The sequence below is a fragment of the Methylocella silvestris BL2 genome, assembly GCF_000021745.1.
Classification (GTDB): Bacteria; Pseudomonadota; Alphaproteobacteria; order Rhizobiales; family Beijerinckiaceae; genus Methylocapsa; species Methylocapsa silvestris.
Genome location: NC_011666.1, coordinates 753,123 through 778,865, shown reverse-complemented (window position 1 = coordinate 778,865; position 25,743 = coordinate 753,123). Strand labels below are relative to the sequence as shown.

Here is a 25,743-nt window from a genome sequence, read left to right as displayed (position 1 = left end):
ATCTACCCGACCGAGGAGAGCGGCTCGGGAGCGGTCGATTTCCGCGGCAGCTGAAGCAGCCGCGCGATCAGCGTGCGATCGTTCAAAAGCGCCATGCGCTCCTTCGGCTTCAGCCAGGCGATTGCCTCGTCCATCGTCTCGGCATTTTCCAGCTTGGCGTTTGCGAGCGCCCATTCGGCCGAAATATCGCCGCTTGCGCGCTTTTGCGCCGGCAGCCAGGCGAGATGAAGCGCCCAGAATTTCGGATCCTCGGGAAAGGCGGCTTCCCCGGCATCATCCTGCGGCGCCTCATGGCCGAATTGGCGCGCGAGCTCATTGGCGCGCGCGACGATGGGGGGCTTCGACTGCTCTTCCGGCGTCAGCAGAAGGCCGGCGCGGCGAAAGGCCATTCCGACGTTCAAGAGCCCGGTCGACCACGAAATAACGATCGCCAGAATGAGGCCGATGATGGTCGGCGACATCCAAGCGACCAGCGACGGCGCGATCATGAATCCGGCGATCAGCGTGACGACGCCCATCGCGACATGGGAGCGGTGGCGTCGCACGATCGCCCCGAAGGCGATCGAGCCGTCGTCGCGTCGCTGCGGATCCCAGCCGGTGTCGAAGCCGAACGCGAAATGCATCACATGTCCAGCCTGAATCAGCATCATGATCGGGGCGAGCAGCGCCGACATGACGATCTCGAACAGGGCCGACAGAATAAGCCGGATCGCGCCGCCGCAGCCGCGCCGCGTGCGTCCCTGAAACAGCGCCAGCAGGAGCCCGAACAGTTTCGGCGTCAGAAGGATCGCCATGGTCAGCGCGAACAGATTGAGCGACCGCTCGGCGTCAAAGCGCGGCCAGGTCGGAAACAGCGTAAATTCGCGCGAAAAATATTCAGGCCGAATGTAGCTCGCCTGAATGACGAGAATGATGCCGACGAACAGCTGCGCCATCCACAGCGGCGACGACACATAGGCCATGATGCCGGTGATGAAATGCTGCCGCGAGGCTATTTTGAAGCCGCGCGCCGGCAGCACGCGCAGATGCTGCAGATTGCCCTGGCACCAGCGCCGGTCGCGGGCGGACAGATCAATGAGAGAGGGCGGGCTTTCCTCGAAGCTGCCCCCCAGGGTCGGCAGCATATAGACGCTAAATCCAGCGCGCAGGATCAGCGCCGCCTCGACGAAATCATGGCTCAGGATGTGGCCGCCGAAGGGCGGGCGCCCGGGCAAACTGGGCAGGCCGCAATGGGCGGCGAAGGCGCGCGTGCGGATGATCGCGTTATGGCCCCAATAATTGCCCTCGCGCCCCATCCAGACGGAAACGCCGGCGGCGATCACTGGGCCATATATGCGGGCGGCGAATTGCTGCACGCGGGCGAACAGCGTGTTGCGGTTGATGATGAGCGGCAGCGTCTGAATGATGCCGGCGTCCAGATCGCTCTCCATCGCGGCGGCGAGAGTGACGATGGCTGGCCCGGTCATCAGGCTGTCGGCGTCGAGCACAACCATATGCGGATAGCGGCCGCCCCAGCGCGTGACGAAATCCTCGATGTTGCCGGCCTTGCGATTCAAGTTTTTCGGCCGATGCCGGTAATAGACCCGCGCCGCGCCGCCGACGCGCTGGCGCAGGTCGATGAAGGCGCGTTCCTCAGCGAGAAAAATCTCCGGATTTGTCGTATCCGACAAGAAGAACCAGTCGAAGGACTGACCGAGGCCGGAGGCGGCGACATCCTCGATCATCGCCTCGAGCGCAGCAAAAATCCGCGCCGGCGCTTCATTGTAGATCGGCATCACGATCGCCGTGCGCTCATGCAGCACGGCGGGGAGCGCCGGCGCGCGCGGGGCGAAGAACATAAGCCAGAGCAGGCCGGCGAGGCCGCTCGAAAAGGCGAGGGCGATCCACGAAAAATTGGCGACGAACAGGATCAAAAGCGCCCATTCGAGCAAGGTGACGCCGCCGACCGCGACGACTTCATACATCTCATAGGCGCCGTAACAGGTGAGCGCCAATCCGCCGCCGAAGACGAACAGCCGCGCGAACAAGACTCCAAGCCAGGGATGGCGCAGCACATTCTTTCGACGCGTCGAAGGATCAAAGCGCGACAGGCTTTGCGTTGGCATGTCGAGCGGCGCTTCCGCCGGCATCGCCGGGAAGACGCTGGCGCCCTCGCTAGCGAAGTCCCGCGGCGGCGGACGCCGCAGCGCCGGATCGGTTTCCGTCACGCCGTCCATCGATAGATCCATGTCTCGCTGATAGGCTTGCCCTGCGACTCCAGAACGAGCCGCAATTCGGAATAGGCCTCATTGCCGGGATCGAGTTCAAACAGAACCCGAAATGACGCGCTCTCCGTCGAAAGTAACGTCCGAAGCAAAAAAAAGGATCCTGGCGCGACGTTCAATTTCGCAGCGATGTCGCTCGCGTCCTTGATCTGACTGAGCGCGCCCCCTGAAAATTCGACGAGAAAACGGCGGCGCCTCGCGCTCCCTCCGCGCCCCGAACGCGAGAGCGCGACGGTCGCGAGCGGCGGCCGCTCTGGCGGCACTCTGCACCAGAACTGCCGATAGGCGAAGGAGATTTCAGCCCCGACGTTCAGCGGCTGCTTCGGCCGCCAATAGGCGATGATATTGTCATTGACCTCGGATTCGGACGGAATTTCGATCAGCTGCACGGCTCCGGCGGCCCAGTCGCCGATCGGTTCGATCCACAGCGACGGCCGGTTTTCCCAGTGTTGATCGTCGTCCTGAAAATGATCGAAATTGCGGTCGCGCTGGAGAAAGCCGAAGCCGCGCGGATTTTCGTCGATGAAGCTCGAGATTTGCAGCGTCGCCGGATTGGAGACGGGGCGCCACAGCCATTCGCCGCGGCCGGTCAAAATCTGAAGCCCGTCGATCTCGCCGATCTGCGGTCGCAAATCATCGAGCCGCGTCTTGTCGATCGCGCCGGCGACATGGGTTGCGCTCATCGTCGCAATGCCGAAATTGTCGAGCGCGGCGCGGGCGAACAGCGTGCATTCGGTGTCGATGATCGTTGCGTCGCCGGGCCGCAGCGTGAACCGATAGGCGCCGGTGACGCTTTCTGAATCGATAATGGCGTAGACGGTGAGGGCGTTGCCGGCGAGGGTCGGACGCTCGATCCAGACCGTGCGGATCGCCGGGAATTCCTCGCCGGCGGGATCGGCCGTCTTGATCGACAGGGCGCGGGCCATCGTGCCCGGCTCCTGGCCGTGGCCGACGGCGCGAAAAAAGCTGGCTCCCTGGAAGGTTGCAAGCTCGAAGAAGCCGCCATGCTCCAGCGGAGCGAGAACGCGAAATCCCGAAAAGCCGATATCGCCGAGATTGGCCGGCGCGGGCTTGCCGAAATCGAACTGGGCGGCGTCATAGATGACGCGCCGCGCCGCGCCGTCGGCGACGATGTGGATCTGCATCGGCGGCGAGAAGGCGAAGCCGCGATGCAGCGGCTCCAACGCGAAGCCGACATTGTCCTTCGCCCATATTGTCCCGCCCGGGCGCAGATGGATCGCGACATATTGGTCGTAGCTCAGTCCTTTGAAGGCGTCCGGCAGATCGGCGGCGAGTGCCTTATAAGGCTGTTTGGCGAGCGATCGCGCCAGTTCCGTGACCATCGCCGGATTGAATGGCGTCGGCTCGGCGAGCGGGAAGCCCCACGCCGGCTCCGGTGGAGCGGCGGCGGCAGAGGGCGCGGGAGGCGGGGCGGGAGAGGCTTGCGGATTGGCCGCCTCATCGGCGCGGGCCGCAGCGGGTCCTGCGACGAGCCCGATCGCGAATTGCAGAACCTCCCGGCGGTCGACCATGAATCCGTCTGTCCGGCGCTGAACCGCGCCCAAATAAAGCGTTACCTCTAGAAATTGAGCCTTATAACGCATATTGGGGCGCCGATAAGATGCGGTCCTCGCATTTGAAGGGGTTTTTGTGCGCCGCACCCTTTATAGTTAAAGCGCCCGAACGCTTTTGGCCGCTCGGCCGTTTCTATGCGTCCAGTCCGGAGTTTCACGCTTCATGCCAGCCAATTCCAGCCGGAGCCTCAAGGCGCCGGCCTATCCGAGCCGCACCTGTCTCGCTATCGTTCTCGCTGCCGGCAACGGCAAGCGCATGCGCTCGAAACTTCCCAAGGCGATGCACAAGCTCGCCGGCCGATCCATGCTTGGCCATGTGCTGAGCGCCGTCGCCAAGGCCGGCGCCGATAAAATAGTCGTCGTCGTGGGGCCGGACCAGGGCGCGCTGGAGGCCGAGGCGAGGCTGATCGTTCCCGACGTCGAACTCGTCATCCAGGCGGAGCGACGCGGCACCGCCCATGCCGTGCTCGCCGCCCGCGAGGCGATCGCCGCGGGCTATGACGACATCATCGTCGCCTTCGCCGACACGCCGCTGGTGCAGCCGGAAACCTTTTCGAAGATGCGCATCGCGCTCGCCGCCGGCGAGACCGCGATCGTCTGCCTCGGCTTCGAAGCGAAGGACCCGACGGGCTATGGCCGGCTCATCATGAAGGACGGCGTGCTGGAAAGCATCCGCGAGGACCGCGACGCCAATCCCGACGAGCGCAAGCTTTCGACCTGCAACGCCGGCCTCATGGGGATCGCCGGGCGCCATGCGCTCGATCTGCTCGGCGCCATCGGCTGCGAAAACAGCCAGCGCGAATATTATCTGACCGATATCGTCGCCATCGCGAGGGCGCAGAAACTTGCCTCCTGCGCGCTGATCGTCCAGCAGGACGAGGTGATGGGGGTCAATGACCGCGCCCAGCTTGCGCTCGCCGAGGCGCTGATGCAGTCGCGGCTGCGCACGCAGGCGATGAGCCTTGGCGCGACGCTGGTCGATCCGGAGAGCGTAACGCTCGCCTATGACACGACGCTGGGCGAGGATGTCACGATCGAGCCGCATGTCGTGTTCGGTCCTGGCGTCGAGGTCAAAACAGGCGCCTTGATCCGGTCGTTCTCGCATCTGGAGGGGGCGAACGTCGGCGAAAATGCGACCGTCGGCCCCTTTGCGCGGCTGCGGCCGGGCGCGCGACTGATGCAGGAAGTCCATATCGGCAATTTCGTCGAGGTGAAGGCCTCCGAGGTCGGCGCGGGCGCCAAGATCAATCATCTAAGCTATATTGGCGACGCCAGCGTTGGCGCGAAAAGCAATCTCGGGGCCGGGACCATCACCTGCAATTACGACGGCTTCGCCAAATATCGCACGGAGATCGGGGAGGGCGCCTTTATCGGCTCGCATTCCGCGCTGGTCGCGCCGGTCGCGATCGGCGCTGGCGCCTATGTCGCGACGGGGTCGGTCGTGACGCGAGACGTCCTGCCCGATTCGCTCGTCGTTGCACGGGCGCGGCAGACCGAAAAGCCCGGCTGGGCTGCAGGTTTTCGGCAGAAAAAGCGAAAATCCTGATCGCCTTTCAATTGCCCTGAGGTTGAGCCAGCAAGTCGGTTTCCGGCGCGCGATCCCGCCGGCAAGGAGTTTTTCATGTGCGGCATCGTCGGCGTTCTGGGGCTGGGTCCCGTGCAAAACCTCATCGTTGAGGCCCTGAAGCGGCTCGAATATCGCGGCTATGATTCGGCTGGAATCGCCTGCCTCGAAAACGGAAAGCTGTCGCGCCGCCGCGCCAGCGGCAAATTGCGCAACCTCGAAGAGCGCCTCGCCAAGGAGCCGCTGGCCGGCTCGACCGGCATCGGCCACACGCGCTGGGCGACGCATGGCAAGGCGACCGAAAACAACGCGCATCCGCATGCGACGGATAAGATCGCCGTCGTGCACAATGGCATTATCGAAAATTTCCGCGAGCTGCGCGAGGAGCTGCGCGCGAAAGGGCGGCACTTCGCCTCGCAGACGGATTCCGAAGTCATCGCCCATCTCGTGACGCAGAGCCTCGACGAAGGGCTCTCCCCGATCGAGGCGGTCGCCGCGAGCCTGCCGCGCCTCAAGGGGGCCTTCGCATTCGCCATGATCTTTGCGGGCGAAGACAACCTTCTGATCGGGGCGAGCCAGGGCGCCCCGCTCGCCGTCGGCTTCGGCGAAGACGACCGCGCCGGCGAAATGTTCCTTGGCTCCGACGCGCTGGCTCTCGCGCCCTTCACGCAGCAGGTCGCTTATCTCGAAGACGGCGACATGGTCGTGCTGACGCATGACTCGGCCTCGTTCCGCGACGCCTCCGGCCTGCCGGTCGAACGCCGCCGCATTCGCACGCAGGCCTCAGCCTTCCTGATCGACAAGGGCAACCACCGCCATTTCATGGCGAAGGAAATCCACGAGCAGCCGGAAGTCGTCGGCCGCACGCTCGGTCATTATCTCGACATGTCGTCTGGACATGTGGCGCTCCCCTTCGAACTGCCGGTCGACCCGGCGACATTGTCGCGGCTGACGATTTGCGGCTGTGGCACGGCCTATTTCTCCGCGCTCATGGCCAAATATTGGTTCGAGCGCTTCGCGCGCCTGCCGGTCGACGTCGAAATCGCTTCCGAATTCCGCTATCGCGATCCCCCGCTCGATCCGTCCGGTCTCACCATCGTCGTTTCGCAATCGGGCGAGACGGCGGATACGCTCGCCGCGCTCCGCTGCGCCAAGGGCAAGGGCCAGAAAATTCTGGCAATCGTCAATGTCGCGAGTTCGACGATGTCGCGGGAGGCCGATGTCGTCGCGCCGACGCTGGCCGGCCCCGAGATCGGCGTCGCCTCGACCAAGGCCTTCACATGCCAACTTGCCGTCTTCGCGGCGCTGGCGCTCGCCTTCGGGCGCGCGCGCGGCGTGCTCGGCGCCAAGGAGGAGGCGCGCCTCATCGGCGAGCTCATGGCCGTCCCGGGGCTGATGGCGCAGGCGCTGAAATGCGAGAGCGCGATCGAGGGGCTGGCCCGCGAGATCGGCAAAGTGCGCGACGTGCTCTATCTCGGCCGCGGCGCCGCCTATCCCCTGGCGCTCGAAGGCGCGCTGAAACTGAAGGAAATCTCCTATATCCACGCCGAGGGCTATGCGGCCGGCGAATTGAAGCATGGGCCGATCGCGCTGATCGACGGCGACATGCCGGTGATCGTCATCGCGCCGAAGGACGCCGTGCTCGAAAAAACCATCTCGAACATGCAGGAAGTCGCTGCGCGCGGCGGACGGCTGATTTTGATCGGCGATGAAAATCTGGCCCGCGATTTTGCCGGCGAGGCGGAAGCGTCAATCATCATGCCGGAATTTCCGGCCGATTTCGCCGGAATGGTCTATGCGATCCCGATCCAGCTCATCGCCTATCATACGGCGGTGGTGATGGGGAAAGACGCCGACCAGCCGCGCAACCTCGCCAAGAGCGTGACGGTGGAGTAGGGCGTCTCTCTTACTCCGGGCTCCGCCACGGCGTGTCGCTGAGGATCATGCCGCGATAGTCCGAGGGGACGGTGCGGGGCGTATCGCGCAGCGAAACCATCAGCTCCTGCACCCTTTGCAGCCCCGCCACGAAATCCTCCCCGGGCTGGCTGAGCGCGGCCACTTTTTTCAGCCGGGCGTGGCGCTTCGGCAAAGCGCCCTGCTCTTCGGGATCCTCTGCGGCGAGGATTTCAAGCAGGCGCGCATCCGTATAGCCGAGCAGCCTGCCGATAAAATAGCAGCGGTCCGCCTCGCTCTTGATGTCGTCGGCGCCGCCGCCGTTCAGCCGCCGCGCGTGATAGGCGAGGCGGTAGTCGAGCGTTCTTGCCGCAAACAACATCCGATCATAGGCGGCGACAAATTCGGTGAAAAAGTAAGTGAGGCTCGCGGCCGGCGAATCCGCGCTCCACACCATCGGCGAGGCGTTCTTGATCTTCTGATACATGCGCCTGGCCGCGAGCGGCGCGCAATCGACCGCCTTGTCGTCGAGGATCGGCGAGAGCACACGGCTCCGCGCCTGTTGGTGCTCCGCCTCGAAGCGTTGCGCCGCGGTTTCGCTATTGGTCAGAAAGACGGGCTTGGCCGGAAATTCCGCGTAAAGCCCATTGGCCAGCGCGATGGCGTCGCGGTGCATTTTGGCGTTTTCGTCCGAGCGGCGCCGGCTTTCGCGCAGGCCTTCCTGCAAATGCCAGACGACAGGCCGACGACGATTGCGAGTACGGTGCCGACCCAGGCGCTGTATGCAAGACCCGACCAAAAACTGACCCAGAAGGATTCATTGGCGAAACCCTTTGCCGCCGCCGCCATTTGGAGCGCGAGTGTCGTGACGCCGATATCGACGCCAACGGCGACAAGCGCGATGATGAGAAAAGTCAGCGGGAGCATGACGGAGCCCGGCGCGGTTTAACCTTGTGAATCCATGATCCGCTTCGCCTGCGCGCGCCAGGGTTTTCGCGCCGCCAACTACAAAAGCCGCTGCATGGCCAGGGCCTCGACCTCAAAACCCATCTTTTCATAGAAGCCGCGCGCGCCGTCATTGCCGGCGCGGACATACAACCCGATCGAGACCACCTCCGACGTTTTGAGCCAGTCCATCACATGCTGCATAAGCCGCGTCGCGACGCCCTGCCGGCGATGCGCCTCCGCGACTGCGATCGCCATGACGCAGGCCCGTTGCCGCGGCTCGGCGCCCTGATAGGCAGGCTCGTCGAACAGCTCGATTGCGGCCATCCCGATCACCACATCGTCGAGATCGGCGACAAAGATCTCCGATCTTTCGATGTCGCGCAGCAAATCATTGTCGGAGGGCTCGCCGCGTTCGCCCCTCTCGGCGCGATGCAGATCGCGCAGCAGCGCAAGCAGGGCGATCTGGTCGCGCGGCGCGCTATCCCTGATCCAGAGCGCGCCTTGCGTTTTGACGTCGTTTAAAATCGCTGAAACTCCCGTTCGAGCCGGTCGAGAAATCTTGCGCCCCGCTCCCGCGTCATTGCGTCCATACCGTGCAGGGTCAGGGACCGGAACGAGGCTTTCGGGCAAATCCAGGGTTTGACGCCGCGGGCGATGTCCCGCCGCGCCGGATCGCCGGCGATGAGGTTTGTGACGAACCAGGGCGAGCCGGTCGAGCTGACCGCCCAGAGCGCGTCGATATGGGTCAGCAGCGGCGTCAAGCCGCCGCCCTTTTGATGGGCGAAAGCAACCCCCGGCGCGAGCGCCCGGTCGAAGAAGCCCTTGAGGATTGCGGGGACGCCGAACCACCATTGCGGGAAGATGAACACCAGTTTTCGCGCCGCCTGAAGCCGGCGTCCGTAGGGCGCGCAATCGGCGGCGTCGAAGCCCGGCGTGAAATAGGCGCGGCGCTCGGCGGCGGAAAGGCGCGGGTCGAAATCGTCGGCGTAAAGATCGAGGAGATCGACGCTCATGCCGCGGGCCTCCAGCGTCGCGCCGACGCGCGCGGCCGCCGCATGGGCGAAGCTTTCGGCGACGGGGTGAGCGAGAACGATCAAGGCGCGCATGAGGGCGTCCGGCGCGAGGGCGGGCGTCCGGCGCTGGCCTTGCGCTGCTCCAGCGCAAAGCCTATCAAATCCGGGAAATCGCGCCGGGACCAGGATCTCATGTTCGCTCCCGTGACCTCGTTCTACGCCGGGCTACTTGCGCTTCTGTTTATCTATCTGTCCTATCGGGTGATTGCCAGACGCTACGCCGCAAGGGTTTCGATCGGCGTGGGCGGCGATCCGGGGCTCGAGCGCGCCGCGCGGGTGCAGGCCAATTGCGCCGAATACGCCCCGATGGCCCTTCTGCTCATGCTTCTCGCCGAGACGTCGCATTGTCCGATCTGGGCGATGCATCTTGCGGGTCTCACGCTCCTCGGCGGCCGCGCGCTCCACGCTTACGGCGTCTCCCAGCCAAAGGAGAATTTGCGCTTCCGCGCGGCGGGCATGTCGATGACGTTTTTTGTTTTGGCCGCGCTGGCGCTTTTTCTGATCGTCAGGGCGCTGGCGCACGGTTGGGGTTGAAGCTTTTGTTGACAATTGCGACGAGATCCCCACGTGGCGAACCTTGACTTGAGTTGATGAATATCCAAATATCACTTTTGGGATATTTGGATATTTGGAAAAGTCGATGCCTCTTTACATCAAGGACGACACTGTCGCCGAACTCGTCGCCGAACTCGCCGCGCGCCGTCGCGTCTCGAAGCAGGAAGCGGTGCGTCAGGCGGTTTCAGCAGAGTTGGAGCGCATGGCGGAAGCGATTCCCTTGCGTGACCGCTTTGTGCGTCTGCGGCAGGAGCATCCCCTTCCGCCCGTCACCGGACAAAAGGCGGACAAGGCATTTTTTGACGGTCTCGCGGGTGAGTCGTGACCATTTTCGTGGATGCTTCGGCGTTGATCGCCATCATCCTCGAAGAGAAGGACGCGACGGAACTCGCCGACCGGCTGGAGGACGAGGCGGTGCGGCTGTGCTCGGGGCTTTCCGTGTGGGAGACCGTGGCGGGGCTATGTCGGGCGCGCGCTTTCTCAATCCCGGGCGCGCGCGTTCATGTGCGGCGGTTCATCGAGGTCGGCGGCTTCAAATTTGTCGCCATCGGGGAAGAGGAATATGAGATCGCGGCGGAAGCCTATGCGCAATATGGCAAAGGTCGCCATCCCGCCGCGCTGAATATGGGGGACTGCTTCGCCTACGCCTGCGCCAAGGCCAATCGGGCGCATCTCCTGTTCAAAGGAAACGACTTTGCGATGACCGATTTCGGCGCCGACGGTCGAAGGGGATAGTGCGCGGCGGCGCCCCTGCCTTTGCCTTTCGGCGGAGGGCGTCCTAAACCTGCCCGACCAGAACCCCGCCGCCTCGAGACCCGGTCCCCCATGCGCCTCTCCCGCTATTTCCTGCCAATTCTGCGCGAAAATCCCAAAGAAGCCGAAATCGTCTCGCATCGCCTGATGCTGCGCGCCGGCATGATCCGGCAGGAGGCGGCCGGCATTTATTCCTGGCTTCCGTTGGGCCTGCGGGTGCTGCAGAAGGTCGCCGAGATCGTCCGGCAGGAGATGAACAGGGCAGGAGCGATCGAGCTCCTGATGCCGACCTTGCAGCTCGCCGACCTCTGGCGCGAAACCGGCCGCTATGAGGCCTATGGCCCGGAAATGCTGCGCATCAAGGACCGCCACGAGCGCGAAATGCTGTACGGGCCGACCAATGAGGACATGATCACCGCGATCTTCCGCTCCTATGTCCGCTCCTATCGCGAATTGCCGAAGATCCTTTACCATATCCAGTGGAAGTTCCGCGACGAGCAGCGGCCGCGCTTCGGCGTCATGCGCGGGCGCGAATTTCTGATGAAGGACGCCTATTCCTTCGACGTCGACGAGGCCGCCGCGCGGCTCGCCTACAATCGGATGTTCGTCTCCTATCTGCGCATCTTCGCCCGCATGGGGCTGCGGGTCATTCCAATGCGCGCCGAGACCGGCCCGATCGGGGGCGACCAGAGCCATGAATTCATCATTCTGGCCGAGACGGGCGAATCTGCCGTATATTGTGATGCGGGCGTCCTCAATTTGCCCATTCCGGATGAGACGATCGACTATGACGGGGATCTCTCGCCGATCGTCAAGCAATGGACCAGCCTCTACGCGGCGACCGAGGACGTTCACGACGCCGAACGCTTCGCCCTCGAGACGACGGAAGGACAGCGCATCGAAACCCGCGGCATCGAAGTCGGCCAAGTGTTCTTTTTCGGCGACAAATATTCAAAGCCGATGAATGCGAATATCGCCGGGCCTGACGGCGTCGAGCGGCCGTTCCAGGGCGGCTCCTATGGCGTCGGCGTCTCCCGCCTCGTCGGCGCGCTGATCGAGGCCAATCATGACGAAGCCGGCATCATCTGGCCGGCCAGCGTCGCGCCGTTCAAGGTCGGGATCGCCAATCTGAAGGTCGGCGACGCGGCGACGGACGCCGCCTGCGAAAAACTCCTCGCCGCGCTCGAAAAGGCGGGCGTTGATGTCCTCTATGATGATTCCGCCGACCGGCCGGGAGCGAAATTCGCAAAACTCGATCTGATCGGGCTGCCCTATCAGGCGATTGTCGGGCCGAAGGGCCTCGCCGAGGGCAAGATCGAAATCAAGACCCGCGCAAGCGGCGAGCGCGTCGAGCTTTCGCTCGATGAGGCGATTGAACGGCTCATCGCGTCATGAGCGAGGGGGCGCCGAACGGAGCGCGGCCCTTTGCGGCCTTCGAATGGATGGTGGCGCTGCGCTATCTGCGCGCGCGCCGCTCGTCGGGCTTCGTCTCCGTCATCGCCGGCTTCTCTTTTCTTGGCATCGTGCTCGGCGTCGCGACGCTGATCGTCGTCATGTCGGTGATGAATGGGTTCCACAAGGAGCTGCTCGACAAGATCGTCGGCATCAACGGCCATATTTTTCTGCAGGCGACGGATTCGCCGCTGACCGATTATGACGAAGTCTCGCGCGAGGTCGGCTCGCTGCCTGGCGTTCAACTCGCCATTCCAATGATCGAAGGCCCCGCCGCGGTCTCGACCACGAATATGGCCTTCGCGCTGGTGCGGGGCGTGCGCGAGGGCGATATCAAGCGGCTTCCAGGCATTGCCGGAAATGTTCGCGCGGGCACGCTCGAGGGCTTCGACAAGGCCGGCGGCGTCGCGATCGGCCAGAGGATTGCCGATAATCTTGGCCTTCGCGTCGGCGACAAGATCAAGGTGCTGATCGCCAACGGGCCGCAGACGCCGTTCGGCGTCGCGCCGCGCAGCAAGGTCTATCCGGTGACGGCGATCTTCCAGATCGGCATGGCCGAATTCGACAATCTCTTCGTCTATATGCCTTTGCCCGAAGCGCAGGGCTTTTTCAGCAAGGACAATGAAGCCAGCGTCATCGAAGTGTTCCTGAATCGGCCGGAAGATCTCGACGCGGTGCGCGCCCGCATCGATCAGATCGTGACTCGTCCGATGATCATGACAGACTGGCGCGAGCGCAACCGGACCTTCTTCGATGCGCTTAACGTCGAGCGCAATGTGATGTTCGTGATCTTGACGCTGATCGTGCTAGTCGCGGCGCTGAACATTATTTCCGGGCTGATCATGCTGGTGAAGGACAAGAGCCACGACATCGCCGTGCTGCGCACCATGGGCGCGACGCGCGGCGGCGTGATGCGCATCTTCCTGATCACCGGCGCCTCGATCGGCGTCGTCGGCACCTTCGCCGGCTTCCTGCTGGGGCTTGCCGTCGCCTCGAATGTCGAGGCGATCCGGCAGATGCTGAATACATTGCTGCACGCCAATCTGTTTCCGGCGGAGCTCTATTTCTTGTCGCGCCTGCCGTCGGTGGTCGATCCCATCGATGTGCTGACCGTTGTCGGCATGACGCTGGCGCTCTCCATCCTCGCGACGATCTATCCCTCCTGGCGGGCGGCGAAGCTCGATCCGGTCGAAGCGCTGCGTTACGAATAGCCATGACGTCACCGCCGCCGGCGCTTTATCTTGAGAAGATTGAACGCCGCTACGATCAGGCGGGGGCGCCGCTCGAAATCCTGCGCGGCGCCGAATTCGGGCTCTGGGCCGGGCAATCAGTCGCGCTGATCGCGCCCTCCGGCGCCGGCAAATCGACGCTGCTGCATATCGCCGGCCTTCTGGAAAAGCCAGACGCGGGGGAGGTTTATGTCGCCGGCGTGCCGACCGTCGCCATGGCCGATCAGGAGCGCACGGCGCTGCGGCGCTGCGAGATCGGCTTTGTCTATCAGTTCCATCATCTGCTGCCGGAGTTTTCGGCGCTCGAAAACGTCATGCTGCCGCAGATGATCGCCGGCCATTCGCGCAAGGAAGCCAGGGAGCGCTCGGGGCAGATCCTGGATTATCTCGGCCTCTCCGCGCGAAAAGACCATAGGCCTGCCGAATTGTCCGGCGGCGAGCAGCAGCGAGTCGCCATCGCCCGGGCCGTGGCGAATGGGCCGGGCCTTCTTCTCGCCGACGAGCCGACCGGCAATCTCGATCCGAAGACCGCGAACCATGTGTTCGAATCGCTCGACGCCATCGTCCGCGCGACCGGCCTCGCGACGCTGATCGCGACGCATAACATGGAGCTCGCCGGCCGCATGGATCGCAGGATCACCCTGCGCGACGGGCTGCTGGTGGAGCTGGATTAGCTAGAGCAGGACGTCCGCGTCATTTTTCGCGCCGCGCCTGATGGCCGCCTGCGCGCTGGCGGAACTTAAATTTTCACGACGGCGCCGAAAATCGCCTCGAACTCGCGCCGCAATGCGGCGTCGACATCCTCCATGACGATCGGCAGGCCGAGATCGACGAGGCTCGTCACGCCATAATGGGCGCTCGCGATCCCGCACGGGACGATGCCGGAAAAATGCGCAAGATCGGGTTCGACGTTGAGCGCAATCCCATGCAGCGTGACCCAGCGTCTGATCCTGACGCCGATCGCCGCGATCTTGTCCTCCGCGGGCTGGCCCAACAATCCCGGCGCCTTGTCGGGACGCGCCGTCCAGACGCCGACGCGGTCCTCGCGCCGCGCCCCCGTGACGTTGAATTCGGCCAGCGTCGCAATGAGCCAGGCTTCCAGCGCGGCGACAAAGGCGCGCACGTCGCGCCTGCGCTGCGTCAGGTCCAGCATGACATAGGCGACCCGCTGGCCGGGGCCATGATAGGTATATTGCCCGCCGCGGCCGGTCTTGAACACCGGAAAGCGGGCGTCGACGAGGTCAGCGTCCTTGGCGGAGGTTCCAGCGGTGTAGATCGGCGGATGTTCGAGCAGCCAGATCTGTTCGCGCGCTTGGCCTGCGGCGATAGCCTCGGCGCGCTGCTCCATGAAGCGCACCGCGTCCTCATAGGGCGTGAGCCCATCGGAGACGCGCCATTCGACCGGCGCGCCATCGGCTCGGGTCCAGGGGAGCGGTTTCAGGCTTTCGCGCGAGATCGTTGGCGTTGCTGTCATGGGACCGGAGTTTTAGTCCTCTCTGGCGCGGGATCAATGGGCTCACGAAGCGGATCTTCAGGACGCCCGCGCCCTTGCCACGCGGCTTTGCATTTGTTAGACGACGCGCCTGCCCGCGGAGCGATTGCTCCGAAGACGGGCGATGCGGCCATGGCGGAACTGGTAGACGCGCTAGCTTGAGGTGCTAGTCCTGAAAGGGGTGGAGGTTCGAGTCCTCTTGGCCGCACCAAACATTTAAAAGACCTGCTCAACGGCGCCTCTTTTGGCGCTGTTTTTTTGCCTCAGGGGCGCCTGGCGGCGCGCGGCGCCGGCTTGCCGGCATAAAATCCCGCTGCAATTTTCTCGGTCTCCGACGACCAGCCCGCGGGCGCGTCGCGCAGCGGCGGCGGATCGTCGCCCGGCCGGATATGCACGATGCGGAAGCCGCGCCGCTTCATCTCGCGCAGCAGCTGCGGCAGCATCGCCGCCGTCTCGGCCTTGATGTCGTGGAGGAGCAAGATGCCGCCCTTTGCCGCCTCAAGCCGCGACATGACGAGATCCAGTTCCTCCTGCGGCGTCATTTTGTTCCAATCCGAGGCCCAAAGATCCGCACCGAACACCGCAATGTTGCGCGAGGCCAGCCAGCCGTTCAGCGTTGGCGTGTCGGAAAAGCCGGGATAGCGGAAGAACGGCGTGCGCGGCTCCGACGCCGCGGCGCCATAGGCGGCCATATCGTCGGCGGCAAAGCCTTCGTCGATATTTTTCTTGGCCGCCGCCTCGCTTAAGCGGCGCATATCGGGGTGCGAAAAACTGTGATGGGCGATGGTGTGGCCCTCGGCAGCCTCGCGGCGGACGAGGGCGGGGAGTCCTCGCGCGTTGCGGCCGATGAGGAAAAACGTCGCCTTGACGCATTCGGCGGCGAGAGCGTCGAGAATTTTCGCCGTCGTCCCCGCCGCCGGGCCGTCGTCGAATGTCAGCACGACTTCATGATCCGCGAGATCCAGCGTCTTCGGATAGCTCTTGAAGCCGATGGCGAGGCCGCCCCTGGCGCTGAAGGCGAGGGTGCGGCTGACCCCCAGCGCGTCGGGGCCGCAAGATTTTGGCGCAGGCGCCGCTGCGCCGCCGGCCGGCGCGTGGAGCGCGAACAGAGCGGCGGCGGCTAGCGTTGCAGCGCGGGGCGGACGTCGTCGGCTCATGGCGACTTCATAAACCGACCTTGCGGCAGCGTCAGCCGCAATCTTCCCGCCAAAACGTCAAACCCGTCGGGGCGGCAAATCGGCCGCAGGCGGCGTCGCATTGCGGGCTTGCCGGATCGCAAATCCCCTCTATTAAGCCACTGGGGCAGCGGCGAGCACTTGGGGCGTTAATGGCGGAACTGTACCACGAGGAGCCCAACGAGGCCGACGACTCTATCTACGACGAGGACGGCGGCGTCCGCGCGGATTTCCTCGAAGAGGTGAAGGCGGCGATCGAGGCCAATGACGGGCCTCGCGTCACCGTTCTCGCCGGGGCGCTGCACGAGGCCGATCTCGGCGCCCTCATCGTCGCGCTTGAACCCGAGGAGCGCCTGCGCCTCGTCCGGCTGATGGGGACGCATTTCGATTTCGCCGCGCTGACCGAAATCGACGACAATATCCGCGATGAAATTCTGGAAGGGCTGCCGGCGCGCGAAGTCGCCGAAGGCGTGCGCGATCTCGAAAACGACGACGCAGTCACGCTGTTGGAGGATCTCGAGCCGGAAGAGCAGGCGGAAATCCTCGATGCGCTGTCGCCGGTCGATCGCGCCCAGTTGCAGCGCTCGCTCGATTATCCCGACCATTCGGCCGGGCGCCTCATGCAGACGACTTTCGTCACCGCGCCGCCGTACTGGACGGCAGGGCAGGCCATCGACGTCATGCGCGACACCGACGAAGCGGATCTCCCGGATTCCTTCTACGAAGTCTTCATTGTCGATCCGGGCCACAGGCTGCTGGGGACGGTCTTCCTCGACACGCTGCTGCGTTCAAAGAGCAGGGCGCTGCTGGAGGACATCATGTCCGCGGACCGGCGCCGCGTCGAAGTCACGGAAGACCGCGAGGAAGTCGCGCGGCTGTTCCAGCGCTACAATCTCGTGTCAGCGCCCGTGGTCGACGAGGGCGACCGGCTTGTCGGCGTCATCACCATCGACGACGTCGTCGACGTCATCCAGGAAGAGGCCGACGCCAATTTGAAGGCGCTCGGCGGCGTCTCCGAATCGGAGGAATTGTCGGACACCGTGTTCTGGACGGCGAAGAGCCGCTTCGTCTGGCTGCTCGTCAATCTGTTGACCGCCTTCATCGCTTCCTCGGTGCTCGGCCTTTTCGAGGGATCGCTGCAAAAAATGGTTGCGCTCGCCGTGCTCGCCCCGATCGTCGCGAGCCAGGGCGGCAATGCTGCGACGCAAACGATGACGGTTGCGGTGCGCGCTCTGGCGACGCGGGAGCTGTCGCGCGCCAACGCCGCCCGCATCATCCTGCGCGAGGTGCTCGTCGGCGCGGTGAATGGCGTCGGCTTTGGGATCCTCACCGGCGTTATCGCGGGCTATTGGTTTGGCAGCCCGTCACTCGGCGTCGTCATCGCCCTCGCCATGGTGACCAATCTCGTCGCTGGAGCCTTGGGCGGCATATTGATCCCGCAAATACTCGCGAAATTTCATATCGATCCGGCAGTGGCGTCGGGCGCCTTTGTGACGACGGTGACCGATGTCGTCGGCTTCACAGCCTTTCTTGGCTTCGCAACGGTGTGGTTCCGCTTGGGGTGACGCGCGTATTTTTGTTTTGGGCCGGGACGCGGCGCCGCGTCAGCGCATCCTGTCGGCGCCGGCCCTTTTCAGGATCGAGCCCGCCTGCTCAAAAATCTCTTGTAGATCGTCGGTCGGGGCAAGCGCCGATTCATGTTCGAAATTGAGGCCCGCCATCACCAGATCGACCGATGTCACTCGTTCCGAGAGCCATTCCGGGCGCGGCCCGGGGAAAGGCCATTTGAAGCGGAAATCATCGCCGCAATAGTCATCGACAAAGCGCGAGACATAGCCGCTGACAATGATAATGCCTTGATCGCCGCCTCCCCGCTGCGCGTTGGCGACGTCAAAGATCAGCAGCGCTCTGTCGGCCACCTCCCGTACCACTGCGCAGACAAAAGCGACGCGCGGCGGGAGCGGCTGAGGATTGAGGGCAATGGTTGTCCATGGGTCGGGCAATGGACCAGCGCCAAGCCTCGGCGCATGTACTGCTGAAAATGCCGCTGCTGTGCTTTGCAGCGCCTTGCGGATGATCGGACCCCACGCGCCCGGCAGGTGTGACTCGTCCGTATTTGGGAAAAACCCGAGGAACTGGCGGAATACGGTGGATAATGAATCTTCAGAAATTCCTTCCCGGCTTGTCATGGCGATGCCTCTGGGCTTGAAAAGGGCTTTGCGATCGCCGCGAAGACCGACAGGCGGCTTCCCGCGTGACGCGCCGAAGGCGACCACCAAAACTGTCGGCAACCCGACATATAGACCATGTAAATGCGCGAATCGAGCAATTTCAACCGGAACGTGCCGGATGCCCGCCGTCTGGGGCCAAAGTCATGCTTTAGGCCGCCGGCGTTGCGTGTCTAGCAAACCGCGGCAGATCACCGCCCCTTCGAGATCAATCCCACGCCGAGCGCTTTCGCGGCGGCATGGGCGCGATTGAGCGCGTGAAGCTTGACTCGCGCGGACTCCAGAAGCGCCAACACGGTCGATTGTGAAACGCGCATACGCGTTGCTATTTCTACAATCATTTTACCTTCGGCCATAAATTGGAGCGCCTCGATCTCGCGCGACGTTACATCTGCGGCATCGGCTGAATATGAAACACCGTGCAGGTCGCAGGCTCGCGCGTGTACGTAATAGGCAATCTGGACGAGGTCTTTCGTGAGTTCGTGCCTGCGGGCCGTCCACTGAAGATGCGTTTCATTCGAAGTGGCGATAAGCAACGCCCAATAACCGCCAGACGGGCCGCGCACGGGAATCGTGACCCCTTGCCGATTATTGCCGAGGCTGTTCGGCAGAAAATGTATCCCCCTTTTTTGCGCGCTCCTTCGACGAAGCTGAGCCCAGTCCATGGGGAGCACGGCGCGCGCTATCGCCGAAGTCATTGAATCGACCAGCAGCTGAGACTGTATCTTTTGTCGGTCGGCCCAGCCGGGGCATGTGGGTTGAACGATAAAGGGCTCCGAGAGGCTATGTCCCATGAAGGAAGGGCATAAATAAATGAGGGAATGTAGATCGTAGATCCGACGAACGAGGCCGAGCAGTTCATTCAGTTGGCTCTCGGCTACTTCGATTTGAATTTGCTCCAACGGTTCCTGATTCGCCATCGCAACCCCCTAGTGAAATTCGGCGGGTAGACGCAGAGGCTTGGTTGTTTAATAAATACAACAATGCCGTACGACGATTTCTTATGGTAAAATGTGAAGCTGCTTTCTGTTTTTTACTCTCAACACCTGATTCAGTATCCTACAGGCGTCTAAAACTGTCGAGCTTGATTGGACGCGTAGCGCGCCTCTGAGCGCGCAGTTTTATAAGCGGCCGTAGAGGTATGCTCCGGCGATCCAAGCAGAGCAGCTTTTGCAGGCTTCAGCAGTGCTACAAGACATAGCCAAGGACTTGAAAAATCCGCCTGAAAGAAAACGCGCGACCATCTTGAACCTGTGGTCAAAAACACGCTATCCGAGCGCTTGTGAACAGCGGAGCCGACGCTGAGGAAAAGGCGATAGCCGCATTCAGAATGCCTTCCGCAAATCAAAAACCTGTTGCCGGCATGCGCGCTGCATACGTATCTGTATTGTAGAAGGTGTAAAGCAAGCAATGTTGTGAAGCGCTCGATATTCGCACTTCCGACGCGCATGGAATGAAGGGGCGGCAATCCAGCGAGGCAGCGTAATGCTTGCAGGCCACGTTTCTATTGTGGATTTTCCAGGCTGAACATTTCCGCCTTTTCGTCATAGGCGAACAACTCGCCGTAGCGGCCCCAATTGATGACGCTTTGCAGGGTTTTGGCGGCATAGTCCTCGGACATATGATCTTCGAGCTCTTCGAGGAAGCGCGCGGCGCGCGCCGTATGACTCGGGCGCTCCTCGAGGACTGCCCTGATGCGTCCGGCCAACGGGACATAGGCGACGAGGTGGTCGCCGAACAGTTTTTTGCGCGCGTCGGTTTCGAGATCGGCGAAGCGCGTCCCGGCCGGCGTCAACCTGATATCGCCTTCCTCGAGTTCAGCGAAACGCATCAATTGCAACGTTTCGCCAACGGGGAAGAGCTCGTCGATCTCGAGCTGCAAACTATCGGCGAGCGCCGGCAGGTCGGCGCGGCCATGATACGGGTCGGCTGCGACCTCCTCGATCATGCCGGCGATGGTGTTGGTCGAGACCAGCGGCAAGGACATGCCGACGCCAAGGCCCGCAAAAGCCCCTTCGCGGCCGGGCGCGGTTTCGGACCGCTTCGTCATTAGCGCATAGATCTTGTCGACGAGCTGACGGAATTCGGGATCGAGCCGGTTGCGCGGATGGGCAAGCGTCACCTCGATCTCGGCCGCGATGCGGCCGGGATTGGAGGCGAGGACGATGATGCGATTGCACATCAGCACCGCCTCCTCGATGTTATGCGTCACCATCAAAATGGATTTGATCGGCATGCGTCCTTCGACCCAGAGATCGAGCAGGTCGGTGCGAAGGGTCTCGGCGGTCAGCACGTCGAGCGCCGAAAAGGGCTCGTCCATCAGAAGAATATTCGGATGCACGACAAGCGCCCGGGCGAAGCCGACGCGTTGCCGCATGCCGCCTGAAAGCTCCTTTGGAAACGCCGATTCGAAGCCGTCGAGGCCGATGAGGTCGATCGCCTTGAGGGCGCGGCGCCGGGCTTCCTCGCGCGGCGCCTTGCGGGCGCGAAGGCCGAGTTCGACATTGGCGAGCACGGTGAGCCAGGGAAACAGCGCAAAGCTCTGGAAAACCATGGCGACGCCGTCGACCGGGCCCTCGACTGGCGCGCCAAGATAGCTGACTTCGCCCGACGCTGGCCGGACGAGCCCCGAGACGATGCGTAGCAAGGACGACTTGCCGCAGCCGGAACGTCCGAGCAGCCCGACGATTTCGTTCTGTCTCAAGGACAGCGAGACATTGTCGAGGACTCGCGGTCCCTGCTCTCCCGAGCCGGTCTGATAGTGTTGAATGATATTTTTGACTTCAAGCAGAGGCGCGTCGGCGGGAAGCGAGGCGGCGGCGTTGGGCATGGAAAGCCTCAATCCAGTCGAAGACGGCGCTCTGCGAGGCCGAAGAGCGGGCGCCAGAACAGCCTGTTGAACAAAATGACGACGGCTGCCATTACGGCGACGCCGAGAACGATTTTCGGATAATCGCCCTTTTCCGTCGCCTCGGCGATATAGGCGCCGATTCCGTGGGCGGCGACGACCGTGTCGCCCCAGCGCACATATTCCGCGACAATGGCGGCGTTCCACGAGCCGCCGGAGGCCGTCAGCGCGCCGGTGACGTAAAAGGGGAAGATCGCCGGGATCATCACGCTTTTCCACCAGTCGAGGCCGTGGATGCGAAAGCCCGCGACCGCCTCCTTGAGATCGTTCGGAAAGGCCGCGGCGCCGGCGATCACATTGAACAAGATGTACCATTGCGTGCCGAACACGATCAGCGGCGAGAGCCAGATGTCCGGATTGAGGGAAAAGCGCAGGATCAGCACGACGGCGATCGGAAAGATCACATTGGCCGGGAAGGCGGCGAGAAATTGCGCCAGCGGCTGGATCTTGTCGGCGAGCGCCGGCCGAAGCCCGATCCAGACGCCGACCGGCACCCAGACGATCGTCGCAAGAGCGAGCAGTACGACGACGCGGATCAGGGTGAACAACGTATATTCGACAGCCTGTCCGAGGTCGGCGAAGGTGAGCTCCGTGCTTACATAGTCAACGATCCGCCAACCCGACCAGGCGATCATCGCCGCGATCGCGACGAACCACAAAATGTCGACGAGGCGGCTCAACGCCGGGTCGGGCGCGGGTTTGAATTTGTGGCTGCGCCGCAATTCGAGCCGCCAGAGGGCGAAGCTCTGGAACAAATCGGACGGCGGCCGCGTCAGCGCGCGTAGCCAGTGGGTGCGAAGAAAGAGGTCGCGGACAAAGGAGCGCGACTGGCTCTGGCCGGCCGAGAGTTCGACGCGAAAACGCGAGCCGAAGGCGACGAGCGGACGAAACAGCAACTGATCATAGGCGAGGATGACGATCGCCATCGTCACCACGGCGGCGAACACCGCGTCGATGCGCTTCTGCTCGATGGCGAGGGCGAGATAGGAGCCGACGCCGGGGAGCTTGATCGTCGTGTCGCCGACCGAGATCGCCTCCGAGGCGACGACGAAGAACCAGCCGCCCGACATCGACATCATCATGTTCCAGATGAGGCCGGGCATGGCGAAAGGCGCCTCGAGCTGCCAGAAGCGCTGCCAACCGGAGAGCTGGAAGCCGCTCGCGACCTCGACGAGATCGCGCGGCACGCTGCGCAGCGACTGATAGAAGGAAAAGGCCATGTTCCAGGCCTGCGACGTGAAGATTGCAAAAATGGCCGCGCATTCGACGCCGAGAATGGAGCCCGGAAACAGCCCCAGGAAAAACGTGACGGTGAAGGACAGAAAGCCGAGAATCGGCACCGACTGCAGAATGTCGAGCAGGGGAATGAGCACGAGTTCGGCCCGCCGGCTCTTGGCGGCGAGCGTCGCATAGGTGAAAGTGAACAGCAGCGAGGCCGCCATGGCCGCGAACATGCGCAGGGTGGTGCGCATCGCATAATAGGGCAGGCCCGCGTAATCGAGCGAGGTTACCGTCGAGTTCGGCGCCGCGATCGGCAGCGTCAGACCGTGCGAAAAATGCGCGATTGCGATGAAGGCGGAAAAGATTAGCCCAAGGCCGAGCAGATCATATTGATTGGGCAGGGCCTTGCGGCCAAGCGAGGTGAAGGCGACGAAACGTGGCGGCATGGCGGCCTTTTAGACATGTGCCGCATGCGGCCTGGCGGAAGAGGCGGGGAGCGCCGCCGCAGCAAAGAGGCGCTTCAATCGCAACCGTCTCCGAGAAGCGTGACAGTTCGATGACGGGCGCAAAAGGCGAATCCGGCGCGAGCATCACTTCAGCGTGAAAGAAAACAGATTGGCGAAAGCAGGCCGCCGTTTTTTCGACTTGTTAACGAGGCTTTACTCATTTCACGATAATCGAATTGGATCGACATCCCGGTTCAGAACAATGTGGCGACCCCTCTATTGCATTTTCGCGCTGGCGGTTCCCCTGCTGGTCGCCGGCTGTGCGGGCGGCGGCCTCGGAGAGGATCCGTTTCCGACTCCGTCGGATTACCAGATTCACGGCATCGACGTTTCGAAATATCAGGGCGAGATCGACTGGCCGAGCGTGCGTGGGGCCGGGGTGCAGTTCGCCTGGATCAAGGCGACCGAAGGCGGCGATCACATCGACGATAAATTCGCGCAGAATTGGGCCTCGGCGAAGGCCGCGGGCATTCCGCGCGGCGCTTATCATTTTGCCTATTGGTGCCGCCCGGCAGAAGAGCAGGCGGCCTGGTTCACCGCCAATGTGCCGAACGATCCCGACGCGCTGCCGCCGGTTCTTGACGTCGAGTGGAATGGCCAATCGAAAACCTGCCCGAGGAAAGTGCCGCGGGATGTCGCCATCTCGGAAATGAAAATCATTCTCGACGCAATGGAGCGCGCTTATGGGAAGCGGCCGGTGATCTATACGTCGGTCGATTTCCACAAGGATGTGATGCAGGGCGAATTCGCCGACTATCCGATCTGGGTCCGGAGCGTGAAATGCCATCCGGCGCTGAAATATGGCGCGCGCAAATGGCGCTTCTGGCAGCACACGGCGGAAGGGCGCGTCGCCGGCATCAAGGGCAATGTCGACCGCAACGCGTTCAATGGCACGCCGAAGGATTGGCAGGTCTGGCTTGGCGCGGTGACCGTGGCCTCGCGCGCGTAGAGCGCTTTGGCGGATCCGCTTGAACAATCGCCAAAATAAAAGAAGGGCCGCCCTTCCCGGACGACCCTTCCATTGTCGGACCGCGTTTCCGCGAACCTGACGCCTAGGAGGCGAAAACCTCACTGGCGCGAGTCCAGGTCCGGGCCCGCAGCAAATGACAATGAGACACTGGATCACCTCCTTCCGATACGTTGATGATAGGACGAACATAAGCCAATTCTGGCGATTCGCCAATGCGGGAACGCCGGATTCGACGGTTATCCTTGTCGTTTTTGGGAGCCGCAGCCAGAGGCCGCGCATGTAGCGCCGAGCTCGCGCGGGCCCGCGGCTCCATGAGGATGACCTAATTGCCGTGACGGCGCGCCAGAACGCGGCGTGGCTCCCTTAACAGCGCCGCCTTGACGAGATGACGGGCGATGCGCGGCGGCCGTTCGCGGAAGAAGACGAAATGGATGGCGCCGAGGACGATCGCAAGAACGACTATTTCGCGCATCACCAAATTCATAAAGCCGTCGGACGTGGATTCGATCAAGGCGTGCTGCATGTCTGCGAAGAGAAAGATGCTCACGGGCGCCCTGAGTCTGAAACTCGAGAGGCGTGAAAAGATAACCAAAACCGGCAAGAGGAAGATAAACGGATAGGTCAGAAAGCCGATCCATCCCCAAGTCGTGTAGGCCTCCATCGGCAAGCTATAAACAATATAGGTCGTGTAGGGGGGTTCGAGCAGCCCGGTATGCCACGCCAGCCAGTCGCCGACGCTGACGCCATCTTTCTTGAAGCCGAGAAAACCGGGCATCACGCCCGCGAGATTCTTTTCGACCGCCGGAAAGCCGACATAGGTTCTCGTGCGCACGCCGTTCAGCACTGCGTCGAGCAAAGCGACATGGGACAGGCGATTTGCGATGTTTGAGCGGTCGCCAAAATAGTCAAAGGCCGTATCTTCGGTAAAATTCTGAGTTTGGGCGAATTTTGTAGTTTCAACGACGGTCCTGCGAAATTCCGGATCTACAATCATGCGTGTGGCAGTCTGCGAGGCAATGTCGATAAATTGAGAGATTCCGACTCCTCGTTGACTGCGCAAATAAAGAGTGAGAGGCGACAGGAAATTTGCAAAGATAACCGCGAATACGAGACCAAAGACAATCAAACGGGGGCTGATGGCGCGATACATGATGCCGACGAGCGCAACGCCGAGGACGGCGTCGAACAGGAAGGCCCGTTGATTGAGGGCGATGACGGCCAGGAAAGTGAAGCCGAACATGCCCGCGAGCAACGGTGAAAATAACTTCTTGCCGCCCGAAAGCTCTACCGATCGTATGGCTTCCGCGGCAAGACCAAGAACAATGAAGGATACGAGAGCCGCCGCGATGACCATTATTGGACCGGCGCTGGCCTCTCCGTCGCCGCCGCCTCGGGAGCCGATAACAGCAAGGCAACTCACGCCGATGGAAAAGGATATGAGCGCAAGCTTGCGGAGGCTTGGTGGATCGGTCGCGAATTCAAAGAATTGCTTGCCGGGGTCCCATCGCCTCGCCAGCAATACAATGAGGGTGACAATCACCATCAACACCAGCGTCCAGCCATAAGCCGCGGCAGCGTCGAAGAGATAGCTGTCGAGCGATTGACCGTAGCCAATCTTCAAAAGCAAGGCGATGATCAGGTATCGGGCTGAAAAAAGGATCGCGACCATCGAATAGAGATCGCGTCCATAAAGGTGTAATGGAAGAAAGCTGACGGTTATCCCCGCGACGCACATCAGCACGACCGGGAGACTGGATCCGAGGCACAACGCTACGACGCCTAATGCGCTGGCGGCCGCGAAGGGGATGATCAGCGGAACACGGGTGTCTTTCAGGTCTGCAGAATCGAAGGCCTTTTCCAAGCGGCGATCCTTATTTGCTGTCCGGCGCGCCCGATCGACGCAGGTCGGTCACGCCACCAAGGCGCACAACACGCCGG

At 62.7% G+C, this 25,743-nt stretch carries 23 protein-coding genes and 1 tRNA gene; 11 read left to right on the top strand and 13 right to left on the bottom strand.

The window, feature by feature from the left end; all coding sequences use genetic code 11:
- Nucleotides 1–2: 2 nt before the first annotated feature.
- Complete coding sequence (gene mdoH / locus MSIL_RS03645) at nt 3–2,216, bottom strand: glucans biosynthesis glucosyltransferase MdoH (protein ID WP_041367563.1); 2,214 nt, start codon at nt 2,214–2,216, stop codon at nt 3–5.
- Nucleotides 2,204–3,796, bottom strand: a complete 1,593-nt coding sequence (locus tag MSIL_RS03640) for an OpgD/OpgG family glucan biosynthesis protein (protein WP_012589751.1) — start codon at nt 3,794–3,796, stop codon at nt 2,204–2,206. The genes mdoH and MSIL_RS03640 overlap by 13 nt, the downstream gene beginning before the upstream one ends.
- A gap of 205 nt (nt 3,797–4,001) precedes the next feature.
- Between MSIL_RS03640 and glmU the strand changes: the two genes are divergently transcribed.
- Nucleotides 4,002–5,384, top strand: a complete 1,383-nt coding sequence (gene glmU / locus MSIL_RS03635; protein ID WP_012589750.1) for a bifunctional UDP-N-acetylglucosamine diphosphorylase/glucosamine-1-phosphate N-acetyltransferase GlmU — start codon at nt 4,002–4,004, stop codon at nt 5,382–5,384.
- A 75-nt stretch (nt 5,385–5,459) separates the two neighbouring features.
- A complete protein-coding gene (gene glmS, locus MSIL_RS03630; protein WP_012589749.1) occupies nt 5,460–7,298 on the top strand; it encodes a glutamine--fructose-6-phosphate transaminase (isomerizing) in 1,839 nt (612 codons plus the stop codon).
- 10 nt (nt 7,299–7,308) lie between these two features.
- On the opposite strand, the gene MSIL_RS03625 is transcribed toward glmS, so the two are convergent.
- The 4 genes from MSIL_RS03625 to MSIL_RS03605 form a co-directional block, all read right to left on the bottom strand.
- On the bottom strand, nt 7,309–7,971 hold the full coding sequence (locus MSIL_RS03625) for a hypothetical protein (protein WP_012589748.1): 663 nt from the start codon (nt 7,969–7,971) through the stop codon (nt 7,309–7,311).
- A complete protein-coding gene (locus MSIL_RS21170) occupies nt 7,902–8,222 on the bottom strand; it encodes a hypothetical protein (RefSeq protein WP_148213007.1) in 321 nt (106 codons plus the stop codon). Before MSIL_RS21170 ends, MSIL_RS03625 begins: the two co-directional genes overlap by 70 nt.
- Nucleotides 8,223–8,300: 78 nt before the next feature.
- Nucleotides 8,301–8,873, bottom strand: coding sequence for a GNAT family N-acetyltransferase (locus tag MSIL_RS22140; RefSeq protein ID WP_083772164.1), 573 nt, complete (start codon nt 8,871–8,873; stop codon nt 8,301–8,303).
- Entirely contained in the window at nt 8,762–9,349 is a 588-nt protein-coding gene (locus tag MSIL_RS03605; protein WP_012589746.1) for an NAD(P)H-dependent oxidoreductase, read from the bottom strand. Before MSIL_RS03605 ends, MSIL_RS22140 begins: the two co-directional genes overlap by 112 nt.
- Between MSIL_RS03605 and MSIL_RS03600 the strand changes: the two genes are divergently transcribed.
- The 6 genes from MSIL_RS03600 to MSIL_RS03575 all read left to right on the top strand — a co-directional run bounded on the left by MSIL_RS03600 (nt 9,323) and on the right by MSIL_RS03575 (nt 13,979).
- Complete coding sequence (locus tag MSIL_RS03600) at nt 9,323–9,850, top strand: MAPEG family protein (protein ID WP_210160581.1); 528 nt, start codon at nt 9,323–9,325, stop codon at nt 9,848–9,850. The genes MSIL_RS03605 and MSIL_RS03600 overlap by 27 nt on opposite strands.
- A gap of 106 nt (nt 9,851–9,956) precedes the next feature.
- Nucleotides 9,957–10,196, top strand: coding sequence for a type II toxin-antitoxin system VapB family antitoxin (locus MSIL_RS03595; protein ID WP_012589744.1), 240 nt, complete (start codon nt 9,957–9,959; stop codon nt 10,194–10,196).
- Nucleotides 10,193–10,606: a type II toxin-antitoxin system VapC family toxin gene (locus MSIL_RS03590; RefSeq protein WP_012589743.1), complete on the top strand. Its 414-nt coding sequence runs from the start codon at nt 10,193–10,195 to the stop codon at nt 10,604–10,606. The genes MSIL_RS03595 and MSIL_RS03590 overlap by 4 nt, the downstream gene beginning before the upstream one ends.
- Nucleotides 10,607–10,696: 90 nt before the next feature.
- The gene (proS, locus tag MSIL_RS03585) at nt 10,697–12,019 is read left to right on the top strand and encodes a proline--tRNA ligase (protein ID WP_012589742.1); all 1,323 of its coding nucleotides are present in this window, start codon (nt 10,697–10,699) and stop codon (nt 12,017–12,019) included.
- Nucleotides 12,016–13,287 carry a lipoprotein-releasing ABC transporter permease subunit gene (locus MSIL_RS03580; RefSeq protein ID WP_012589741.1) on the top strand — a complete coding sequence of 424 codons (1,272 nt, stop codon included), beginning with the start codon at nt 12,016–12,018 and terminating at the stop codon, nt 13,285–13,287. The genes proS and MSIL_RS03580 overlap by 4 nt, the downstream gene beginning before the upstream one ends.
- Nucleotides 13,288–13,289: 2 nt before the next feature.
- Nucleotides 13,290–13,979, top strand: a complete 690-nt coding sequence (locus tag MSIL_RS03575; protein ID WP_012589740.1) for an ABC transporter ATP-binding protein — start codon at nt 13,290–13,292, stop codon at nt 13,977–13,979.
- Nucleotides 13,980–14,044: 65 nt separating this feature from the next.
- Here the strand turns inward: MSIL_RS03575 and lipB are convergent, their stop codons facing one another.
- The gene (lipB, locus tag MSIL_RS03570; RefSeq protein ID WP_012589739.1) at nt 14,045–14,779 is read right to left on the bottom strand and encodes a lipoyl(octanoyl) transferase LipB; all 735 of its coding nucleotides are present in this window, start codon (nt 14,777–14,779) and stop codon (nt 14,045–14,047) included.
- A 144-nt stretch (nt 14,780–14,923) separates the two neighbouring features.
- Between lipB and MSIL_RS03565 the strand changes: the two genes are divergently transcribed.
- A tRNA-Leu gene (locus MSIL_RS03565) sits at nt 14,924–15,008 on the top strand.
- Between the two features lie 52 nt (nt 15,009–15,060).
- Here the strand turns inward: MSIL_RS03565 and MSIL_RS03560 are convergent.
- Nucleotides 15,061–15,954, bottom strand: coding sequence for a polysaccharide deacetylase family protein (locus MSIL_RS03560; protein ID WP_012589738.1), 894 nt, complete (start codon nt 15,952–15,954; stop codon nt 15,061–15,063).
- 170 nt (nt 15,955–16,124) lie between these two features.
- Between MSIL_RS03560 and mgtE the strand changes: the two genes are divergently transcribed.
- The gene (gene mgtE / locus MSIL_RS03555) at nt 16,125–17,537 is read left to right on the top strand and encodes a magnesium transporter (protein WP_012589737.1); all 1,413 of its coding nucleotides are present in this window, start codon (nt 16,125–16,127) and stop codon (nt 17,535–17,537) included.
- Nucleotides 17,538–17,576: 39 nt separating this feature from the next.
- Here mgtE and MSIL_RS21165 read toward each other — a convergent pair whose 3' ends face one another.
- The 4 genes from MSIL_RS21165 to MSIL_RS03535 form a co-directional block, all read right to left on the bottom strand.
- Nucleotides 17,577–18,161: a hypothetical protein gene (locus tag MSIL_RS21165; protein ID WP_012589736.1), complete on the bottom strand. Its 585-nt coding sequence runs from the start codon at nt 18,159–18,161 to the stop codon at nt 17,577–17,579.
- Nucleotides 18,162–18,391: 230 nt separating this feature from the next.
- Entirely contained in the window at nt 18,392–19,120 is a 729-nt protein-coding gene (locus tag MSIL_RS03545) for a helix-turn-helix transcriptional regulator (protein WP_012589735.1), read from the bottom strand.
- A 584-nt stretch (nt 19,121–19,704) separates the two neighbouring features.
- Complete coding sequence (locus tag MSIL_RS03540) at nt 19,705–21,030, bottom strand: ABC transporter ATP-binding protein (RefSeq protein WP_012589734.1); 1,326 nt, start codon at nt 21,028–21,030, stop codon at nt 19,705–19,707.
- A gap of 8 nt (nt 21,031–21,038) precedes the next feature.
- Nucleotides 21,039–22,775, bottom strand: coding sequence for an ABC transporter permease (locus tag MSIL_RS03535; RefSeq protein WP_012589733.1), 1,737 nt, complete (start codon nt 22,773–22,775; stop codon nt 21,039–21,041).
- A 262-nt stretch (nt 22,776–23,037) separates the two neighbouring features.
- Between MSIL_RS03535 and MSIL_RS03530 the strand changes: the two genes are divergently transcribed.
- Nucleotides 23,038–23,784 (top strand): glycoside hydrolase family 25 protein, encoded by a 747-nt coding sequence (locus MSIL_RS03530; RefSeq protein WP_012589732.1) that lies wholly within the window; start codon nt 23,038–23,040, stop codon nt 23,782–23,784.
- A gap of 343 nt (nt 23,785–24,127) precedes the next feature.
- Here MSIL_RS03530 and MSIL_RS03525 read toward each other — a convergent pair whose 3' ends face one another.
- Nucleotides 24,128–25,666: a hypothetical protein gene (locus MSIL_RS03525; protein ID WP_012589731.1), complete on the bottom strand. Its 1,539-nt coding sequence runs from the start codon at nt 25,664–25,666 to the stop codon at nt 24,128–24,130.
- Nucleotides 25,667–25,743: the final 77 nt, after the last annotated feature.

Excerpts from the sequence above, each read along its gene's own strand:
- mdoH (WP_041367563.1), bottom strand. The coding sequence starts at position 2,216 with ATGGACGGCGTGACGGAAACCGATCCGGCGCTGCGGCGTCCGCCGCCG.
- MSIL_RS03640 (WP_012589751.1), bottom strand. The coding sequence starts at position 3,796 with ATGGTCGACCGCCGGGAGGTTCTGCAATTCGCGATCGGGCTCGTCGCA.
- glmU (WP_012589750.1), top strand. The coding sequence starts at position 4,002 with ATGCCAGCCAATTCCAGCCGGAGCCTCAAGGCGCCGGCCTATCCGAGC.
- glmS (WP_012589749.1), top strand. The coding sequence starts at position 5,460 with ATGTGCGGCATCGTCGGCGTTCTGGGGCTGGGTCCCGTGCAAAACCTC.
- MSIL_RS03625 (WP_012589748.1), bottom strand. The coding sequence starts at position 7,971 with ATGCACCGCGACGCCATCGCGCTGGCCAATGGGCTTTACGCGGAATTT.
- MSIL_RS21170 (WP_148213007.1), bottom strand. The coding sequence starts at position 8,222 with ATGCTCCCGCTGACTTTTCTCATCATCGCGCTTGTCGCCGTTGGCGTC.
- MSIL_RS03605 (WP_012589746.1), bottom strand. The coding sequence starts at position 9,349 with ATGCGCGCCTTGATCGTTCTCGCTCACCCCGTCGCCGAAAGCTTCGCC.
- MSIL_RS03595 (WP_012589744.1), top strand. The coding sequence starts at position 9,957 with ATGCCTCTTTACATCAAGGACGACACTGTCGCCGAACTCGTCGCCGAA.
- proS (WP_012589742.1), top strand. The coding sequence starts at position 10,697 with ATGCGCCTCTCCCGCTATTTCCTGCCAATTCTGCGCGAAAATCCCAAA.
- MSIL_RS03580 (WP_012589741.1), top strand. The coding sequence starts at position 12,016 with ATGAGCGAGGGGGCGCCGAACGGAGCGCGGCCCTTTGCGGCCTTCGAA.
- MSIL_RS03575 (WP_012589740.1), top strand. The coding sequence starts at position 13,290 with ATGACGTCACCGCCGCCGGCGCTTTATCTTGAGAAGATTGAACGCCGC.
- lipB (WP_012589739.1), bottom strand. The coding sequence starts at position 14,779 with ATGACAGCAACGCCAACGATCTCGCGCGAAAGCCTGAAACCGCTCCCC.
- MSIL_RS03560 (WP_012589738.1), bottom strand. The coding sequence starts at position 15,954 with ATGAGCCGACGACGTCCGCCCCGCGCTGCAACGCTAGCCGCCGCCGCT.
- mgtE (WP_012589737.1), top strand. The coding sequence starts at position 16,125 with ATGGCGGAACTGTACCACGAGGAGCCCAACGAGGCCGACGACTCTATC.
- MSIL_RS21165 (WP_012589736.1), bottom strand. The coding sequence starts at position 18,161 with ATGACAAGCCGGGAAGGAATTTCTGAAGATTCATTATCCACCGTATTC.
- MSIL_RS03545 (WP_012589735.1), bottom strand. The coding sequence starts at position 19,120 with ATGGCGAATCAGGAACCGTTGGAGCAAATTCAAATCGAAGTAGCCGAG.
- MSIL_RS03540 (WP_012589734.1), bottom strand. The coding sequence starts at position 21,030 with ATGCCCAACGCCGCCGCCTCGCTTCCCGCCGACGCGCCTCTGCTTGAA.
- MSIL_RS03535 (WP_012589733.1), bottom strand. The coding sequence starts at position 22,775 with ATGCCGCCACGTTTCGTCGCCTTCACCTCGCTTGGCCGCAAGGCCCTG.
- MSIL_RS03530 (WP_012589732.1), top strand. The coding sequence starts at position 23,038 with ATGTGGCGACCCCTCTATTGCATTTTCGCGCTGGCGGTTCCCCTGCTG.